General features: G+C 69.1%; 16 protein-coding genes. 5 read left to right on the top strand and 11 right to left on the bottom strand.

Annotated features, from left to right (window positions below; genetic code table 11):
- Window positions 1–33: 33 nt before the first annotated feature.
- Entirely contained in the window at window positions 34–1305 is a 1272-nt protein-coding gene (locus M6G65_RS19915; RefSeq protein WP_238196836.1) for a PQQ-dependent sugar dehydrogenase, read from the top strand.
- A 17-nt stretch (window positions 1306–1322) separates the two neighbouring features.
- Entirely contained in the window at window positions 1323–1898 is a 576-nt protein-coding gene (locus M6G65_RS19920) for a c-type cytochrome (protein WP_238196835.1), read from the top strand.
- A 145-nt stretch (window positions 1899–2043) separates the two neighbouring features.
- On the opposite strand, the gene M6G65_RS19925 is transcribed toward M6G65_RS19920, so the two are convergent.
- Window positions 2044–2814 (bottom strand): MOSC domain-containing protein, encoded by a 771-nt coding sequence (locus M6G65_RS19925; protein ID WP_238196834.1) that lies wholly within the window; start codon window positions 2812–2814, stop codon window positions 2044–2046.
- A gap of 198 nt (window positions 2815–3012) precedes the next feature.
- Between M6G65_RS19925 and clpB the strand changes: the two genes are divergently transcribed.
- Window positions 3013–5637 (top strand): ATP-dependent chaperone ClpB, encoded by a 2625-nt coding sequence (gene clpB, locus M6G65_RS19930; protein WP_238196833.1) that lies wholly within the window; start codon window positions 3013–3015, stop codon window positions 5635–5637.
- Between the two features lie 130 nt (window positions 5638–5767).
- Window positions 5768–5953: a hypothetical protein gene (locus M6G65_RS19935; RefSeq protein WP_238196832.1), complete on the top strand. Its 186-nt coding sequence runs from the start codon at window positions 5768–5770 to the stop codon at window positions 5951–5953.
- On the opposite strand, the gene M6G65_RS19940 is transcribed toward M6G65_RS19935, so the two are convergent.
- The 6 genes from M6G65_RS19940 to M6G65_RS19965 all read right to left on the bottom strand — a co-directional run bounded on the left by M6G65_RS19940 (window position 5950) and on the right by M6G65_RS19965 (window position 10404).
- Window positions 5950–6876: an inositol monophosphatase family protein gene (locus tag M6G65_RS19940; RefSeq protein ID WP_238196831.1), complete on the bottom strand. Its 927-nt coding sequence runs from the start codon at window positions 6874–6876 to the stop codon at window positions 5950–5952. The genes M6G65_RS19935 and M6G65_RS19940 overlap by 4 nt on opposite strands.
- Window positions 6873–7448, bottom strand: a complete 576-nt coding sequence (locus M6G65_RS19945) for an NUDIX domain-containing protein (protein ID WP_238196830.1) — start codon at window positions 7446–7448, stop codon at window positions 6873–6875. The genes M6G65_RS19940 and M6G65_RS19945 overlap by 4 nt, the downstream gene beginning before the upstream one ends.
- 9 nt (window positions 7449–7457) lie before the next feature.
- The gene (locus M6G65_RS19950) at window positions 7458–8165 is read right to left on the bottom strand and encodes a glutathione S-transferase N-terminal domain-containing protein (RefSeq protein ID WP_250102766.1); all 708 of its coding nucleotides are present in this window, start codon (window positions 8163–8165) and stop codon (window positions 7458–7460) included.
- Between the two features lie 100 nt (window positions 8166–8265).
- On the bottom strand, window positions 8266–9204 hold the full coding sequence (locus tag M6G65_RS19955) for an SMP-30/gluconolactonase/LRE family protein (protein ID WP_238196828.1): 939 nt from the start codon (window positions 9202–9204) through the stop codon (window positions 8266–8268).
- 111 nt (window positions 9205–9315) lie between these two features.
- Window positions 9316–9534, bottom strand: a complete 219-nt coding sequence (locus M6G65_RS19960; RefSeq protein ID WP_238196827.1) for a hypothetical protein — start codon at window positions 9532–9534, stop codon at window positions 9316–9318.
- A gap of 153 nt (window positions 9535–9687) precedes the next feature.
- On the bottom strand, window positions 9688–10404 hold the full coding sequence (locus tag M6G65_RS19965) for a Crp/Fnr family transcriptional regulator (RefSeq protein ID WP_347710455.1): 717 nt from the start codon (window positions 10402–10404) through the stop codon (window positions 9688–9690).
- Window positions 10405–10774: 370 nt separating this feature from the next.
- Here M6G65_RS19965 and M6G65_RS19970 point away from each other — a divergent pair, with 370 nt between their 5' ends.
- Window positions 10775–11785, top strand: a complete 1011-nt coding sequence (locus M6G65_RS19970) for an NAD-dependent epimerase (RefSeq protein WP_250102767.1) — start codon at window positions 10775–10777, stop codon at window positions 11783–11785.
- A gap of 92 nt (window positions 11786–11877) precedes the next feature.
- On the opposite strand, the gene M6G65_RS19975 is transcribed toward M6G65_RS19970, so the two are convergent.
- The 4 genes from M6G65_RS19975 to M6G65_RS19990 are packed head-to-tail and all read right to left on the bottom strand — an operon-like array spanning window position 11878 to window position 16797.
- A complete protein-coding gene (locus M6G65_RS19975) occupies window positions 11878–12834 on the bottom strand; it encodes a class I SAM-dependent methyltransferase (RefSeq protein ID WP_250102768.1) in 957 nt (318 codons plus the stop codon).
- A gap of 53 nt (window positions 12835–12887) precedes the next feature.
- Window positions 12888–14150, bottom strand: coding sequence for a DUF1501 domain-containing protein (locus M6G65_RS19980; RefSeq protein WP_238196824.1), 1263 nt, complete (start codon window positions 14148–14150; stop codon window positions 12888–12890).
- A complete protein-coding gene (locus M6G65_RS19985; protein WP_238196823.1) occupies window positions 14147–15586 on the bottom strand; it encodes a DUF1800 domain-containing protein in 1440 nt (479 codons plus the stop codon). The genes M6G65_RS19980 and M6G65_RS19985 overlap by 4 nt, the downstream gene beginning before the upstream one ends.
- The gene (locus M6G65_RS19990; protein WP_238196822.1) at window positions 15583–16797 is read right to left on the bottom strand and encodes a glycosyltransferase family 4 protein; all 1215 of its coding nucleotides are present in this window, start codon (window positions 16795–16797) and stop codon (window positions 15583–15585) included. Before M6G65_RS19990 ends, M6G65_RS19985 begins: the two co-directional genes overlap by 4 nt.
- Window positions 16798–16936: the final 139 nt, after the last annotated feature.

The raw sequence follows: 16936 nt of genomic DNA on the forward strand, positions 1-16936 counted from the left end.
CCGGCCGGAGCGCCGCCCGCATCGGGAGACACCATGACGCCGAACCGCAAGCCGCTCCTCACCCGCTCCCTCGCCGCCGCCCTCACCTGCCTGGGCGCCATTGGCTCCCAGGCCGCGCGCGCGCAGGAGACGCCCGCCTCCGCAGCCCCGCCGGCGAGCGTGAAGGCCGTCGAACGCGGTGATGCGCTGTACGGTCGGCCTGAGGGCGGCGCGGCCGCGAAGCTCGCCCCCGTCGCGGGGCCGCCGCTCGCCACCCCGGTGGCCAAGCTGCCCCTGGACCAGTTGAAGGTGCCGGACGGCTTCAAGATCGAGGTCTACGCGAGCGGCCTCGCCAATGCCCGCGAGATGACCCAGGCACCGGACGGCACCCTGTTCGTCGGCACCCGCACGGTCGGGAAGGTCTACGCCGTGCTGCCGCAGGCGGGCCAGGACGGGAAGCGCGAGGTCAAGACCATCGCGTCGGGCCTGCACCGGCCGAACGGCGTCGCGTATCACGACGGCGCGCTCTACGTCGCCGAGCTCTCGAAGATCTGGCGCTACGACGACATCGCGCAGCATCTTGACGGCGCGGCCAAGCCCACCCTCGTCTACGACGACCTGCCGAAGGACGAGGCGCATGGCTGGAAGTTCATCGCCATCGGCCCGGACAACAAGCTCTACGTGCCGATCGGCGCGCCGGGCAACATCCTGATGCCGCCGGACACGCACGCGCAGATCCGCCGGATCGATCTCGACGGCAAGAACGCCGAGGTCATCGCCCGCGGCGTGCGCAACACGGTCGGCTTCGACTGGAACCCCAAGACCAAGCAGCTCTGGTTCACCGATAACGGCCGCGACTGGGTCTCGGAGGACATCCCGAACGACGAGCTGAATGTCATCTCCGAGCCGGGCAAGCAGCATTTCGGCTACCCGTTCTGCCATCAGGGCACGTTCACCGATCCCGAGTACGGCTGGGGACATTCCTGCTCGGAATTCACCGCGCCGGCCGCTCTGCTCGGGCCGCACACGGCCTCGCTCGGCATGCGGTTCTACACCGGGACGCAGTTCCCCGAGGCGTATCGCGACGCGATCTTCATCGCCCGACACGGCTCCTGGAACCGCACCAAGAAGCTCGGCGGCGACGTGGTGATGGCCAAGGCCGGCGCCGACGGCAAGATCACCGCGGTGGAGCCGTTCCTGACCGGCTTCCTGCAAGACAACAAGTATGTCGGACGTCCGGCCGATGTCCTCGTCGCGAAGGACGGCTCGCTCCTCGTCGCGGACGATTACAACGGCGCGATCTACCGCGTCAGCTACGGCAAGTGATGGCGCCTGTGACGCGGATGCGCATCCTCCGAGGGCTGGGACCGGCCCTTGGCGCGATGCTGGCCGGCGCGGCACTCGCGGCGCCGGATGCCGCGATGCAGGAGCGCCTCGCGCCCTGCATCGGCTGCCACGGGGCGGGTACCTCGGAGACCGAGGGGGTGCCCTCGCTCGGCGGGCAGCTCCCGGACTACGTGGTCACGCAGCTGTTCCAGTTCCGGGAGAAGCAGCGCGAGGCGCCCCCCATGAACGACGTCGCCGCCGGGTTCTCCGACGACGACCTGCGCGCCTATGCCGACGCGGTGGCGACCCTGCCGCCGCCGAGCCGGTCCGGCCCGCCCGCCGACCCGGCCCTGACGGAGCGGGGGCAGGCCCTCGTCGCCAAGCACCAGTGCAATTCCTGCCACGGCCCCGACCTCGCGGGCCGCGACGCGATCCCGCGGATCCGGGCTCAGCGGGAAGATTACTTGGCCAAGGCACTGACCGGCTACAAGTCGAACAGCCGGCCCGGCTACGATCCCGCGATGAACGAGGTCGCGCAGGGCCTGAGCGAGGCCGAGATCAAGGATCTGGCGGCCTACGTGTCGCGCCTCTGACACGCTGTCCCTTCGACCGCGCCGATCCGTCATCACGAGCGCAGCGAAGTGACCCAGGGCGGCGCGCGGCTTGTCGGCGTGGCGCCGACTGGATTGCTTCGCTGCGCTCGCAAGGACGACAGCGTCGGATCGAAGGAATCGCGCGTCAGCCCACCGGCCGCAGCGCGTCACCCTTCGCGAGCGCCCCACCGGCGATCACCTCGGCGTAGACGCCGAGGTCGCGGTGGCCAAGCCGCGCGTCGAGGGTCCACGGGATGTCGCAATCGCGGATGCCGCTCGCCGGATCGACATTGGTGGCCGCGCAGCGCACCGTCCGCTTGGTGATCTTGAGGCGCAGCCCGCTCGGCGCCTCGATCACCCGGCCGACCATCTCCAGCTCGGCGAAGGGCGCGAGCCCGTCGACCAGCAGGTTGCCGCGGAAGCGGAGGGGATCGACCGGCGCGCCGATGTAATCCTCCACCGCCGCCACGCTCGCGCGGTTGATCAGCGACACGTAGCCGATGGGCGAGTCCGTGAAGCGGTATTGCGGCGGGGCCGCGAGCACCTTCGGCTCGCCCCGCAGGCTCTCGGGGATGAAGCGGCGCATCAGGTCGGCGAGCCCGTCCCGCCCGGCCTCGGTGTCGAGCCGGAAGGCCTGCCTCTCGCCGCAGCCCTCGATGGTCAGCGTCGCCGTGGCGTCGTCGTAGCGGGTGCGCAGGCGGGCCAGCGCCTCGTCGCGCATCAGCATCAGGTACTTGGTCTTGGGCTGATGCCGGGGCGCGACTGCGTTGAAGCCCGAGGGGCCGTTCTCGATGGCGTAGAGCCGGTCGCCGGGGAAGAATCCGCTCGTCGCGAGCTCCGCCCGCTCGATGGGTTCGGGGCTCAGGCCCTTCACCGGATAGCGATACAGGGCGCTGACATGAATCAATGCGGTCATGCGCGGAGCGTGGCCCTGAAATGATCCGCCGCGCAAGAGCTTCGCCGCCCCTTGTGGTGCTCAATTGCAACACCACATCCGGTCTACCGGCGGCCATCACGGCGCCGGGGCCCTCGCGCGGCGGATAGCCGGAGGGCGACGTTTCGGTGGCGCCGCGCCTCTCATCGGGCGGCGGATGCCGGTACGGGAGGGTTGTGCATGAACTTTGAAAAATACACCGAGCGCGCCCGCGGCTTCGTGCAGGCGGCTCAGAACCTCGCGATGCGCGAGGGACACCCCCAGCTTCAGCCGGGTCACCTGCTCAAGGTCCTGCTCGACGATCCGGAAGGCCTGTGCGCCGGCCTGATCGACCGTGCGGGCGGCCAGTCGCGCGTGGCTTTGGCTCAGACCGAGCAGTGGCTCGCCAAGCAGCCGAAGGTGTCCGGCAACGCGGCCGCCCCGCAGGCGACGCGCGAGCTGATGCGCCTGTTCGACACCGCCGAGAAGGCCGCCGAGAAGGCGGGCGATTCCTACGTCACGGTCGAGCGGCTGCTCCTCGCCCTGGCGGTGGAGAAGGATTCCGAGGCCGGCCGCGCGCTTCAGGCGGCGGGCGTCACCCCCGCCTCGCTCAACGCCGCGATCAACGCGCTGCGCAAGGGCCGCACCGCCGACAACGCCTCGGCCGAGAACGCCTACGACGCGCTGAAGAAGTATGCCCGCGACCTCACCGAGGCCGCCCGGGACGGCAAGCTCGACCCGGTGATCGGCCGCGACGAGGAGATCCGGCGGACCATTCAGGTCCTGTCCCGGCGCACCAAGAACAACCCGGTCCTCATCGGCGAGCCCGGCGTCGGCAAGACCGCGATCGTCGAGGGTCTGGCTCTGCGCATCGTCAACGGCGACGTGCCCGAGTCCCTGCGGGACAAGAGTCTCCTCGCCCTCGACATGGGCGCGCTGATCGCCGGCGCGAAGTACCGCGGCGAGTTCGAGGAGCGGCTGAAGGGCGTGCTCTCCGAGGTCACGGCGGCCGAGGGCGGCATCATCCTGTTCATCGACGAGATGCACACGCTGGTCGGCGCCGGGAAGGCGGACGGGGCCATGGACGCCTCGAACCTCCTGAAGCCCGCGCTCGCCCGCGGCGAGCTGCACTGCGTCGGCGCGACCACGCTCGACGAGTACCGCAAGCACGTCGAGAAGGACGCGGCCCTCGCCCGGCGTTTCCAGCCGGTCTTCGTGTCGGAGCCGACCGTGGAGGACACGGTTTCGATCTTGCGCGGCCTGAAGGAGAAGTACGAGCAGCACCACGGCGTGCGCATCCAGGATTCCGCCCTGGTCGCGGCCGCGACGCTGTCGAATCGCTACATCACCGACCGGTTCCTGCCCGACAAGGCGATCGACCTCGTGGACGAGGCCGGCTCGCGCCTGCGCATGCAGGTCGACTCGAAGCCTGAGGAGCTCGACAACATCGACCGCGAGATCGTCCGGCTGAAGATCGAGGGCGAGGCGCTCAAGAAGGAGACCGATTCCGCCTCCCGCGACCGGCTGGTCCGGCTGGAGAAGGAGCTTGGCGACCTGGAGGAGCGCTCGGCGGCGATCACCGCCCGCTGGAAGGCCGAGAAGGACAAGCTCGGCACGGCCGCCGGCCTCAAGAAGAAGCTCGACGAGGCCCGGAACGACCTCGCCGCGGCGCAGCGCCAAGGCCAGTACCAGCGCGCCGGTGAGCTCGCCTACGGGGTCATCCCAGGCCTCGAAAAGCAGCTCGCCGAGATCGAGGCGAAAGCCGAGAACGGCCGCGACGGCATGATGGAGGAGGCGGTCACGCCCGCCCACGTCGCCGGGGTCGTCTCCCGCTGGACCGGCGTGCCGGTGGACAAGATGCTGGAGGGCGAGCGCGAGAAGCTGCTGGCCATGGAGGAGGCTCTGTCCAAGCGCGTCGTCGGCCAGCGCGAGGCGGTGGAGGCGGTCTCGACCGCGGTCCGTCGCGCCCGCGCCGGGCTGCAGGATCCGAACCGGCCGATCGGCTCGTTCATGTTCCTGGGTCCGACGGGTGTCGGCAAGACCGAGCTGACCAAGGCGCTCGCCGGCTTCCTGTTCGACGACGACACGGCGCTCGTGCGCATCGACATGTCCGAGTACATGGAGAAGCACGCGGTCGCCCGGCTGATCGGCGCGCCTCCGGGCTATGTCGGCTACGAGGAGGGCGGCGCCCTCACCGAGGCCGTGCGGCGCCGGCCCTACCAGGTCGTGCTGTTCGACGAGGTCGAGAAGGCGCATCCGGACGTGTTCAACGTCCTGCTGCAGGTTCTCGACGACGGGCGGCTCACCGACGGCCAGGGGCGGACGGTCGACTTCCGCAACACGCTCTTGATCATGACCTCGAATCTCGGGGCCGAGTATCTGGTGAACCAGCCCGCTGGCCAGGACACCGACGCGGTCCGCGACGAGGTGATGGGCGTAGTGCGAGGCCATTTCCGGCCGGAATTCCTGAACCGGGTCGACGAGATCATCCTGTTCCACCGCCTGGCGCGGTCGGAGATGGGGGCGATCGTGGAGATCCAGCTCGGGCGGCTGCAGAAGCTCCTGGACGATCGCAAGATCACCCTGGAGGTCGACGAGGACGCCAAGAACTGGCTCGCCGACAAGGGCTACGACCCGGCCTACGGGGCGCGGCCGCTGAAGCGGGTGATCCAGAAGAACGTGCAGGATCCGCTGGCCGAGCTGGTGCTCTCCGGCAAGGTCCACGACGGCGAGACGGTGCCGGTGCGGCTCGGCCCGATGGGTCTGATGATCGGCGACGTCACGGTCCGCACCGAGCGCCGGCCGGTCCACGCGACGCTCAACTGATCGACCGACACGGAAAGGGGCGGCGCGCCACTACGGGGTGCGCTGCCCCTTTTTCTGCAAGTTTGGCGTGCGCGGCTGCCGGTCGAACCCCTCGGATGCGGATGCCCGAAATCATCACGAGCGAAGCGACGTGACCCAGGGCAGCGCGATCTCGGTGAGCGTGGCGCACCTGGATTGCTTCGCTCCGCTCGCAAAGACGGTGGCGGCAAAATCACGGACCGGGAACGCTGTCGAGCGGCCGCGCTTCCCCGCCCCTGCGGCGGCCATCATGGCGCACCAGCGCCGCGATGAAGGGGACGGTGAGACCTCGGCCTAGCCGCCTTCTGCCGAGCCGGTCACCGGCTCGGCACGGCGGATCGCCTGCGCAAGGTCGGCCGCCTGATCCCGGTTGCGGCAGACCATCCAGAGGTCGTCATGGGCTGACAGGCCCGCATCGAACAGATCGACGAAGGCGGCCGGCGGCGGCGTGAGATCGGGCCAGTGGAACAGGCCGAAGCCCAGCGCCTCGAACAGCGGCAGGATCGGCGCCAGATCCCACAGCCGGTTGTTGCTGAGCGTCGCGTCGAGGCGCCCGGTCGCCAGGAGCGCGGCGTCGGAGATCGTGCCGCCCTCGCTCCAGGGGAACCAGCCGCGCCCGTAATCCAGGGTAAATTTCTGGGCGGTCACCGAGAGCCAGCCGACATGGCCGGTCCGGCGCCCGGGCCGCTCCAGCGGCCGCAGGGCCTCGGCCCGGATACCGCCCTGCGTGGGCGCCCAAAACGCTTGGCCGTCGCAGGCCGCGAGCAGGATGCCGCGCGCCGCCTCGGCCGGATCGATGCGGGCCGGGCCGGCGCGGTCCTCCGCCCAGACGGGCAGGTTCATCACGCAGGCGCGGGGCCAGCCCGCGCGGCAGGCGGCCACCATCACACCCCAGCCCGTCAGGCCGCCCGCGAAGGGGCGGGTGCCGTCGATCGGGTCGCCCACGAAGGTCCAGGCGTCCCGGGCGAGCAGCGCCGCCGCGGCCGCGTGGCTCAGGTCGTCCGCCGTCTCCTCCTCGATCAGGTCGGGGCCGAATCGGGCGTGCAGCAGCCGGCTCACTGCGAGATCGGCCTCGGTGAGGGCCTGACCCAGATCCGGGCCCTTGTTGGTCATGTCCAGCCCGGCCGCGCGCATCCGCAGGGCGAGCGGGGCCGCCTCCTCGGCGAAAGCGAGCATGCGGGCGAGGACATCCTGCGCGGGCGCGTCGGGCGGAAGAGTCATGCGGCGAACAACTCGGGTCTGCGGAGCATCAGCGCCTGGACGAGCACCAGGGTCTTGAGGTCGGGAAACCGGCCCGAGCGGGCCGCTTCCGCCAGCGTCGCCAGGGGCACCTCGACGGGAACCACCTGCTCGCCCTCCGCGTGCAGACCGCCGCCGGCGGCGACCTTGTCGGCCTCACCGTAGGGCGCGAGGTAGAGCCAGAGGCGCTCCGAGGACACGCTCGGCATGCTGTAGGCATGCGCCACGCAGTCGAGCTGCCGGAGACGGACGCCCGCCTCCTCCATGGCCTCGCGGATCGCGGTCGCCTCCGGCTCGCCGCCGTCGAGGCCCCCCGCCGGCGCCTCGTCGAGATCGGCCGGCTCGCCCCAGAAGGCCGGCCCGACCCGGGCCTGCCGGACGAGTAGCGCCACGCGCCGCTCGGGATCGTAGGGCAGGACGCAGGCGGCTTGGCCGTGGTCCTCCAGGGCCCGCGGCACGGTGCTGCCGTCCGGCAGCGTCAGCGTGGCGATCCCGAAGGTGTTCCACCCGCGATGGAGCACCTTCAGCGGCAGCGCGGCCGGCGTTCCGCTCATCGGGACGGATCAGCGCTTGGTGCTGGCGGCCGTCTGGCCGAACATCACCTTCTTGGCGTCCTCGCTCATGGTCTTCCCGAAATCCGGGTTGACCTCCGGGGCCCGGGCGTAGGCCGCCTTCGTCGCGGGCCGCTCCGCAATCGCCGTGAACCAGCGCTTCAAATTCGGGTGCTCGCCGAGGTTCTGGCCCTGCTTCTCCCACGGCACGATCCAGGGATAGCAGGCCATGTCGGCGATGGAGTAGTCCGCTCCGGCGACGAAGGCGCGGTCGGCCAAGCGCCGATCAAGCACGCCGTAGAGCCGGTTGGTCTCGTTGACGTAGCGCTTGATCGCGTAGTCGATCTTCTCGGGCGCGTATTGCGAGAAATGGTGGTTCTGGCCGAGCATCGGGCCGAGGCCGCCCATCTGCCAGAACAGCCATTGCAGCACCTCGGCGCGGCCGCGCAGGTCGCCCGGGATGAAGCGGCCGGTCTTCTCGGCGAGGTAGAGGAGAATCGCACCCGACTCGAACAGCGAGACCGGCGCGCCGCCGCCCGCCGGCTCGTCGTCGACGATCGCCGGCATGCGGTTGTTGGGAGCAATCTTCAGAAAATCCGGATTGAATTGCTCACCCTTACCAATATTGACCGCGTGAATGCGGTATGGAACGCCCGCTTCTTCGAGGAACATCGTGATCTTATGGCCGTTCGGCGTCGGCCAGTAGTAGAGATCGATCATCGGCTGGTGTCCCGCTATGCCCCCGGCGGACGGGAAGTGGGTCGGCACGGCGCTCCGGTCAAGCACGGCTCCAGATCCGTGCCGCACCGCGGTGGAAGGCTCATCCCCCGGCGCAACCCTGCACGTCGACATAGAGGGCGTAGAGGGACTGGCTCGCGGCCATGAACAGCCGATTGCGGTGGCGCCCACCGAAGCAGAGGTTGGCGCAGCGCTCCGGCAGACGGATCCGGCCGATCAGCCGGCCGTCGGGGTTGAACACCATCACGCCGTCCAGGGCATCGTCGCCCATGCCCCATCCGCACCAGAGATTGCCGTCGACGTCGCAGCGGATCCCGTCGGGCGTCCCCGGCCCGGCATCGATCAGCACCCGCCTGTCGCGCAGGGCGCGGCCGCCGACCACGTCGTAGGCGACGATCCGCCGGGTCGGCTGTCCGCGGGATTCCACCAGGTAGAGCCGGCTTTCGTCAGGGGAGAAGCACAGGCCGTTGGGACCGGCGATGCCGCTCGCCACCACCTCCAGCACGCCCGTCTCCGGATCGATCCTGTAGACGTTCTGGGACAATTCGGGCTCGGCCCGCTCGCCCTCGTAGAAACCCGCGATCCCGAAGGGTGGATCGGTGAACCAGACCGCCCCGTCAGAGGCCACGACGACATCGTTCGGGGAATTCAGCCGCCTGCCGTCGAACGCGTCGGCCAGCACCGTGATCGTCCCGTCATATTCCGTCCGGGTGACCCGACGTCCGCCATGCTCGCAGGTGACGAGGCGCCCCTGCCGGTCGCGCGTGTTGCCGTTGGCGAAGCGCGACGGTTTGCGGAAGGTGCCGATCGCCCCGCTCTCCTCGTCCCAGCGCAGGATGCGGTCGTTGGGGATGTCGCTCCACAGGAGGTACCGCCCGTCCCCGAACCAGACCGGCCCCTCGCACCAGCGGAAGCCGGTGGCGAGGCGCTCGACCGCGGCGCTGAACACCCGATAGCGGGCGAAGGAGGCATCGATGATCTCGATCGCCGGGTCGGGGTAGCGCGTGCTCGGTGTCCACACGGTGTCGATCTTCTCGCGTCCGGACCACCGTTACGGTTTCCGGGTCGCGGAGCAAGACGCGAGAGCGCGAGCGAGGCCTTTCCAGGCTCGGACCTTCAGCCGAGGGGTCGGTCAACGTGCGGCGTGCCGCACCCGGGGCGACGGCCTGCGCCGGCGCTCCAGCGCGATCCAAGCCTGATACAGGACGAGCGACAGCACAGCCGCGCCGAGCACGAGCCCGGCGACGAGGCACAACACGGCGATATTGAGCGCCTCCCACACGGACATGTCGGCAAAACGGTCCCGCTTGCCAAAGCTCGGGAGAAAGTCAGCGGCCTCGTGGGTCTTCATGAGGATTGACTCCGCATTGCCCCAGGCTTGTTGACGTCCGGGCGTTGTTATCCCGGGATGCGGCACAACAGCCGCCGAAGCGGCGACGTCCACCCGTCGCGCCGGGCGATCCCGGTCCGATTGCCACCGGTTCGCCCACGTCCTACCGAATCGTCAGCAGACCCCGTCGGCGCAGGCGAAGTCCTTGAGGTCGGCCAGCCGCTCGATCAGCACGATGTCGCGTCCGACCGTCCTGATGTGTCCCGCCTTCTTGAGCTTGGCGAGGGAGCGGCAGACGGTCTCGACGGTCAGGCCCAGATAGTCCGCGATGTCGAGGCGCGACATCGGCATCCGGACCTCGACCTTGCCGGCCGATCTGCGTTCGCCCCTGGGGACCAACTCCAGGATAAAGCTCGCGACACGCTCCTCGGCGCTCTTCTGGCTCAGGTTCAGGACGAGCGACTGCGTCCTCGACACTTCGGCGCAGAGCTCGGAGATGAACTCCTCCCGCAGCACCAAGCTGTCGGCAAGCAGCGTATTCAGCTTCTCCCGCGGCAGAGCGTATATATAGCAGTTCGTGACGGCCTCAGCTGAGTAGATGTGTCTCGTACGCGCCGATAGCCCCATGATGTCTCCAGGAAAGACAAATCCTATGACACCACGCCGGCCATCCATGAGGAACCGCGAGATCCTCAAGACACCGTCAGCCACAAGAAAGATGGAGTTAGCCTGATCGTCCTCCCAGAAAATGCGCTGTCCCGCAGGATACAGGATGGTGGGCCGATGAGAAAATTCTGATCTCAAGCTCGCTGTACGAAAATTTTTATCGGCCAACGCCGTCCGGATCGGAGAACGTGAGGTGAGCGAAGCGAGGCATTCCACGGCAGGCACCTCTAGACTGTTAAAAAATCCTTAACAGCTTAGGCAGGCGATGCCACACACGTATAACTGCTGTGTCCCCAATTGTCACGAGATTCGATATTTGGTTACAGATGATCGACAGAATGTAACAATGCCGCTTTTCCGACCCACTCTCTGCATATTGCCCGGGCAGAATATGCTTCCATCTTGCTCGGACACCGTATTTTCACGCGAATTACAACGTGTTAGCGTGTGACATAGGGTACTCACTACGCAGCCCCGTCACGCTATGCATTTTGTGGACAAGTGGGTCGTCCAAACGGGCGAAAGATTGATATTTCCAAACATCGCTCGATGCAACCTGTGTTAGCCGGTCGTCACTTCGTCACGGGAGCGCTGAATGAAAGCTGTCTTGTTGACCGGCGCCGCCGGTTTCATCGGATACCATGTCGCCAAGCGCTATCTGGATGCCGGTCGCACCGTCATCGGCGTCGGCGACCTCAACGACTATTACGAGGTCGCGCTCAAGGAGAGCCGCCTCAGCAATCTCTCGTCTTACAGCAACTTCGCCTTCAGGAAAATCGATCTGGCCGATCGTTCGGCTATGGAAGATGTCTTCAGGGCGCAGGCCTACGACACCGTCATCCATCTCGGCGCCCAAGCAGGCGTGCGTTACTCGCTGGAAAACCCGCACGTCTACGTGAAGAGCAACGTCGAAGGCTTCCTCCATGTCCTCGAAGGCTGCCGGCACAATCCGGTGGCGCATCTCCTCTACGCGTCATCCAGTTCGGTCTACGGCGCGGTGACGCAGATGCCGTTCTCCGTCCATCAGAATGTCGATCATCCGGTCAGCCTGTACGCGGCCACCAAGAAGTCGAACGAGCTGCTCGCCCACTGCTACAGCCATCTCTACCGGATCCCGTGCAGCGGCCTGCGCTTCTTCACGGTCTACGGGCCGTGGGGACGGCCCGACATGGCGCTGTTCCTGTTCACGCGGGCGATCCTGGCGGGCGAGCCGATCAAGGTCTTCGCCAACGGTCAGATGATGCGCGATTTCACCTATATCGGCGACGTGGTCGAGGGCATCGTGCGGCTTGCCGAGCAGCCGGCCCGGAGCAACCCGGGCTGGGATTCGGATGTGCCCGACCCGGGCACCAGCAACGCGCCCTACCGGGTCTACAACATCGGCAATCACCAGCCGGTGCAGCTGCTGCACCTGATCGAGGTGCTGGAGACCTGTCTGGGCCGCAAGGCCCAGAAGGAGTTCCTGCCGCTCCAACCCGGCGATGTGCCGGCCACGTATGCGGATGTCGAAGACCTCTCGGCAGCCACCGGCTACGCGCCGAGCACGCCCATCGAGGTCGGCGTGGAGCGTTTCGTGCGCTGGTACCGGGACTATTATCGCGTCTGATGCGGCTGCCGGCGGTCGCGCATCGCCGGCTCCTCGTGCGCGCGCCCGCTCGGATCGTCACGCGCCGGGCGTGAGGCCCGGCGCGGCAAACCTCACCGCTGGTGACCGAGATAGATGTCCTGCGGGTGCAGACTGGCGGTCGAGGCAGGGACCTGGGCCGGCTTGCGTCCCAGGAAATAGACGCCGTTCGCGCTGTCGACCTGTCGCGCCTCGGGAAGACGGTGGTCGAGGAAGGCCAGCGGCAGGAACGGCAGGGAGAGCAGCCCCCCGAGCTTCCGGGAGCGGGTCAGATCCCGCATCAGCGCGCGGATCGCCCAGTAGGCGGACAGGCCCGTGCCGCCGAGGGACCCCCGCGCCATGGGCTCGAAGGCGCGGAACAGCAGGCGGTGCCCGCTCTCCGTGAACCGCCAGAAATCGTACGGCCCCTCATGCACGTGCTGCAGGAACGGCGTCTCGGCGTAGACGTGCCCGCCGTGCTTGAGCACGCGCTCGATCTCCGCGACGATCCGGGCCGGATCGGCGACGTGCTCCAGCACCGCCTGCACCACCACCGCGTCCACCGAGGCGTCCGCGAGGGGAATGGCGTGTCCATCGGCGATGAAGGAAAGGTCCGTGCTCGGGTAGACGTCGAAGGCGATGACCTTCAGGCCCGGATCTGCGTAGAGGTCGCGGGAGCCTTCCCCGCGCGTCCCGCCGCCCACAACGACCACGATCGGATCGTCGGCCGAGGCCTTGGCGGCCGCGATCAGGGCGCTGAAATTGGCGCGGCTGCGCTTGGTCGAGGGAAACAGCGCCTTGGCGATCTGGCGCAGGCCGGAATGCGGCTTGCGGTCGATGAGCGGCGCGAGCCCCTCCTCGCCGAGATCGGCGCGCCGGACGACGCTCCGCTCGAAGTCGATGAGCACTGGCTGACCGTGCACCACAGGAAAGGCGGAGAGCGCGGAGGCGGCGCGGACCGCGCCGGCCTTGCCGGGTGTGATCACCACGCGCTCGTCGGGCCGGCCCGGATGGCGCAACAGACCTGCGTAATCTTCGAAGCTTGCCAGCATACCAGGAACTCCACGTTCGGGGCCGATCCGGCCGGTGCTCGATCAGGACGCGCTCAGACGATCAGCCCCCGCACCGGCGGCAAGTGCTCGGTCCCCGGGAACACGTCCCGGGAGAGGGCGGCGTCGGAGGCGCCCAGCAGATCCATCGCGACGCCCTTCAGGACGGCCCGCAGGTCCAGGGTCGGCATCAGATCGCGCCGCTCGTAGAGCTGGTTCTCGCGCAGGCCCGGCCAGTCGGTGATCATCCGACCGCCGGCGATCGCGCCGCCCGCCAGCAGCGCGATGGTCCCGTTGCCGTGATCGGTGCCGAGAGTGCCGTTGAGCCGGGCGGCCCGCCCGAATTCCGTGGTGACGACGATGGCCGTGTCCCGCCAGACCGGCGCGAGCTCGACCTCGAAGGCCTGCAAGGCCGCGTCCAGGGCCTGCAGCAGATCCGCCAGCCGGCCGGACGCGCCGCCGGTATGGGCATGCGTGTCGAAGCCGTCGAAGGATAGGGCCGCGACCCGGGGGCCGTCCGGCCGGACGAGGAACCGCGCGGCTCCGGTCGCGATGGAGCGTGCGGCCTGCACGTGGGGCTGGGTGCGGGTGTTGAGGTTCGCGCCGATCCCGGCCTCGGACGCCATCCGGTCGGTCTCGATGGCGCGATCGAGGGCCTGCGCGAGCTTCGGATCGGTATGGGCGTAGATCTGCTCCATCCGGTCGAACAGCGTCGCTGTGGCCGCCGGCAGATCCGACGGGTACCACGCGAGCACCGGAGCCGGCCCGCGAAGGATCAGAGGCGTCGAGGCCCCGATGGCAAGGCCGCCCGCGCCCGGATTGCCCGCCTGCCCCTCGCCGCGCCCGAGCGCGCGCCCGGCCGGCAGGTGCGCGGCGAGCCGGTTCAGCCAGCCGGTCCGGGACGCGCCCGGCCGCGGCGTCCCGCTCTCGAGCACGTCCTGTCCGTCGAAATGCGAGCGGTCGCGGTACGGCGTGGCGACCGCATGGACTACCGACAGCTTGCGCTCGCGGAACAGGCGCGCCGTCTCCCGCATGGCCGGGTGCAGGTAGAAGAAGCCGTCGAGCGGCAGGGCCGGGTTCGCGCCGCCGGCCTCAAGCGCGATCGATTCGCGCAGGCCGCGATAGGCCGGGTCGCCGATCGGAGCGACGGCCGACAATCCGTCGAGGGCACCGCGCAGGATCACCACCAGCAGGCGGGGGTCGCGGCCGGTGGTCGCCTGCGCGAAGCGGGGCGCGTGGGCCCAGGCGTAGAGCGCCCCGGCTCCGAAGGCCAGGCTCCGGCGGGTCGGCCCGGCCCCATGTCCGTACGCCATGGTCATCTCCGCTGGAATTCGGGTGACAGGAGCAGGACGGCGATGGCTTCCCGTCTGTTCGGGGCGGCACGCAGGCCCTCGCTCGTCTCGCGGGTCAAAGCGGGACCGAGGATCGCGGCCGCGAGCTCCCCGACATCCCGGTCCGTCCGCTCGTGCTCGGCCACCACGGAGGCGGCCTCGAACCGGGCCCGGAAGTTGGCGGGCGAGAGCCACGCGGCCTCCGTATCGGGGAACCCGTTCGGGCCCGGCACGTCCCAGACCCTCTGGGCGAGGCTGCGCAGGATCAGGGTGAAGCCCTCTGCCGAGAGCGGCACGCCGGTGGCGCGCAGGGCCGCCGCCAGGAATTCCTGGGGCGTGCGCAGCTTCACCCGCTCGCCCCAGGCGAGATCGGACTCCACCAGCGCGCGCGTGACGGCGCCGAGATCCCCGTCGGTCCGCCGGTAGGTCTCGGCGAGCGCCTGGACGAGGGCCTCCGGCGGCTGGTCGGCGACGAAATGACGGCAGAGCTTGAACGCGATGAAGCGGGCGGTCGCGGGCTTGCGGGCCAGTTCGTCGAGGGCGTCCAGCGCCTCCTGCGCGCCGGCCTCGGGGTAGGTGCGTCCCAGCAGCACCTTGGCGCCGGGCTCGTGCGCGGCGGCGTTGAACACGAAGCTGCCGGCAACGGCTCCCTTGCGGGCGTCGCCGGTCGTCCAGCCGGTGAGCATGCGCGCGAGGTTCTCGACATCGCGCTGCCCGTAGCCGCCGTCCACGCCCAGCGTGTGCAGCTCCAGGATCTCACGGGCGAGGTTCTCGTTGAGACCCGCCCGGCCTGCGCCGGACGGCGAGCGCCCGGCTGGGGAATTGGGACCGATCGAATTGCTGTTGTCGAGGTAGGTCAACATCGCGAAGTGCCGGGTCGAGGCCTTCAGCATGTCGGCGAAGCGACCCAGGACGCGCGGTCGCACCACCTCCCGCTCGAAGGCCCCCGCGGTGATGCGCTGCCAGCCGCTCTTGGCGACGCCCACCGCGAAGTGGTTCGACCAGAACCAGACGAGCCGTTCGGTCAGGCCGATGGCCGGTTGCGGCAGGATCGCGAGGCGTGCCTCGACCTCCTTGTCGTAGAAGCGTCCTTCCGGAAGGCGGAAGACGCCGGGGGGCAGTTCGGGCGGTGATGGAGGCGCGGCGTTCGCGCGTCCGTTGAGACCCATGCCGGACGCCGGCATATCGGCCATGGCCATGGCGGGCCGGCGCGCGGTTGTGGAGGCGAGGTATTGCTCCCAGCGCATCTTGTGGGTGACGAGTTCGGCGAGGCTGGGCATGCCCTCAGGCACCGCGGCGCCACCGGCGAGTTCGGCCGCCACCCGGGCCCGCGGGTCGTCGGCGACCGCGTCGAGGTCGCCCGGACGGGCGCCGAGCCCGAACCGATGCAGCGCGATGCAGGCGGCCTGCGCGCGGGCGATCATTGGCCAACAGGCGCCGGGACGCCGGCCTCGGCGCTGCCAATGTCGCGGCCGCGTGCAGGAGGCGCCCGATTCAATCGGTCATCGGCCATCTCGCGATAGAGGCGCAGATACGCCTCGGCCACGACATTGATCGCGTGCTTCTCGCACACGCGCTGTCGCGCCTCGGCGCTCATGGCAGCCCACTGCGCCGCATCGAGGCCGCCGGCGGTCACGAGGCCCTCCAGGATCGCGTCGCGGGTGTTGTCCGCCAGCATCACACCCGACTGCCCGGGGACGACGAGGTCTCCGACGCCGCTGACATCGGTGATGACCGGCACGGCACCGTACGCCATGGCTTCGAGCAGGGTGTTCGACATGCCCTCGGAATCGGAGGGCAGGATCATGAAGGCCGCGCCCCCGTAGATGGCGTCGCGATCGTCGGTGACGCCCATGAAGCGCACCGAGGAAAGACCGGCGGCCTGCTCGATCAGACGGTTCTTCTCCGGGCCGCTCCCGAAGATGCGCAGGGTCGCGGGGTGCTCGGCGGCGAAGATCCGGAAGGCCTCGATCAGCCGATCGACGCGCTTCTCCTGCGCGAGCCGGCCGGCATAGACGAACACGCATGCGCCATCCGGAGCGCGGTAGGCCGCCCCCGGCTCCATCGGGCACTCGACCCCGTTCGGCACCCGCGCCACCCGGTCAGCGGGTATTCCGAGGGCGGCGAGGTCCCCCGCGATGTCACTGCTGTTGGCCACGAAGATGAGCCGCGAGCGGCGCGCGAGGGAGACCACGAGCTTGCCGAAGGGCAGCTTCTGCGCCGGCAGCCGGCGCAACTCCATATGTTCGCCCCCGCGCCCGAGCTTGGCCGAGAGCAGCTTCCCGAACAGCCGTCCGGCAACCAAGCCCGGCCACGCATGCAGGCGCAGGTGCTGGATCGCGATGACGTCGTAGGAGCGGCGATGGCGGGCGAGCCAGAGGAAGGCGCGAAACCAGAAATGCAGCATCGAGAAGACGTAACGACCGCCAAGGGCAGGATCGCTGCGCATCGGAAGGCGGACCACCCGACCCTCGGGCTGGTCGTCGGTTCCGGCCGCCTGCGCCTGGAGGGTCGGTGTGAGGATCGTGATCGCCGCGCCGCGGTCGCGTAGGGAGCGGGCGAGGATGCGGGTCTGACGCTCGGCACCGCCGAAGCTGTCCGGATAGTAGGTCGGCATCAGGAATACGATGCGCATGGAGCGGTTCGTCCCTTTCGCGATGGAGGGCGCACAGACGGTTCGCTGGCTCCGTGGGACGAAAGTAGATCGGCCGTGAGGCCCTATGCTTGACAAAGGTCAAGGCGCGGGGCTGCAACACCTGAAAAGCAGCGTACAA

Source organism: Methylobacterium tardum, assembly GCF_023546765.1.
GTDB lineage: Bacteria > Pseudomonadota > Alphaproteobacteria > Rhizobiales > Beijerinckiaceae > Methylobacterium > Methylobacterium tardum.

What these genes read in the sequence shown, in the direction of transcription:
- M6G65_RS19915 (WP_238196836.1), top strand. Translation starts at nt 34, where the DNA reads ATGACGCCGAACCGCAAGCCGCTCCTCACCCGCTCCCTCGCCGCCGCC.
- M6G65_RS19920 (WP_238196835.1), top strand. Translation starts at nt 1,323, where the DNA reads ATGCGCATCCTCCGAGGGCTGGGACCGGCCCTTGGCGCGATGCTGGCC.
- M6G65_RS19925 (WP_238196834.1), bottom strand. Translation starts at nt 2,814, where the DNA reads ATGACCGCATTGATTCATGTCAGCGCCCTGTATCGCTATCCGGTGAAG.
- clpB (WP_238196833.1), top strand. Translation starts at nt 3,013, where the DNA reads ATGAACTTTGAAAAATACACCGAGCGCGCCCGCGGCTTCGTGCAGGCG.
- M6G65_RS19940 (WP_238196831.1), bottom strand. Translation starts at nt 6,876, where the DNA reads ATGACTCTTCCGCCCGACGCGCCCGCGCAGGATGTCCTCGCCCGCATG.
- M6G65_RS19945 (WP_238196830.1), bottom strand. Translation starts at nt 7,448, where the DNA reads ATGAGCGGAACGCCGGCCGCGCTGCCGCTGAAGGTGCTCCATCGCGGG.
- M6G65_RS19950 (WP_250102766.1), bottom strand. Translation starts at nt 8,165, where the DNA reads ATGATCGATCTCTACTACTGGCCGACGCCGAACGGCCATAAGATCACG.
- M6G65_RS19960 (WP_238196827.1), bottom strand. Translation starts at nt 9,534, where the DNA reads ATGAAGACCCACGAGGCCGCTGACTTTCTCCCGAGCTTTGGCAAGCGG.
- M6G65_RS19970 (WP_250102767.1), top strand. Translation starts at nt 10,775, where the DNA reads ATGAAAGCTGTCTTGTTGACCGGCGCCGCCGGTTTCATCGGATACCAT.
- M6G65_RS19975 (WP_250102768.1), bottom strand. Translation starts at nt 12,834, where the DNA reads ATGCTGGCAAGCTTCGAAGATTACGCAGGTCTGTTGCGCCATCCGGGC.
- M6G65_RS19980 (WP_238196824.1), bottom strand. Translation starts at nt 14,150, where the DNA reads ATGACCATGGCGTACGGACATGGGGCCGGGCCGACCCGCCGGAGCCTG.
- M6G65_RS19985 (WP_238196823.1), bottom strand. Translation starts at nt 15,586, where the DNA reads ATGATCGCCCGCGCGCAGGCCGCCTGCATCGCGCTGCATCGGTTCGGG.
- M6G65_RS19990 (WP_238196822.1), bottom strand. Translation starts at nt 16,797, where the DNA reads ATGCGCATCGTATTCCTGATGCCGACCTACTATCCGGACAGCTTCGGC.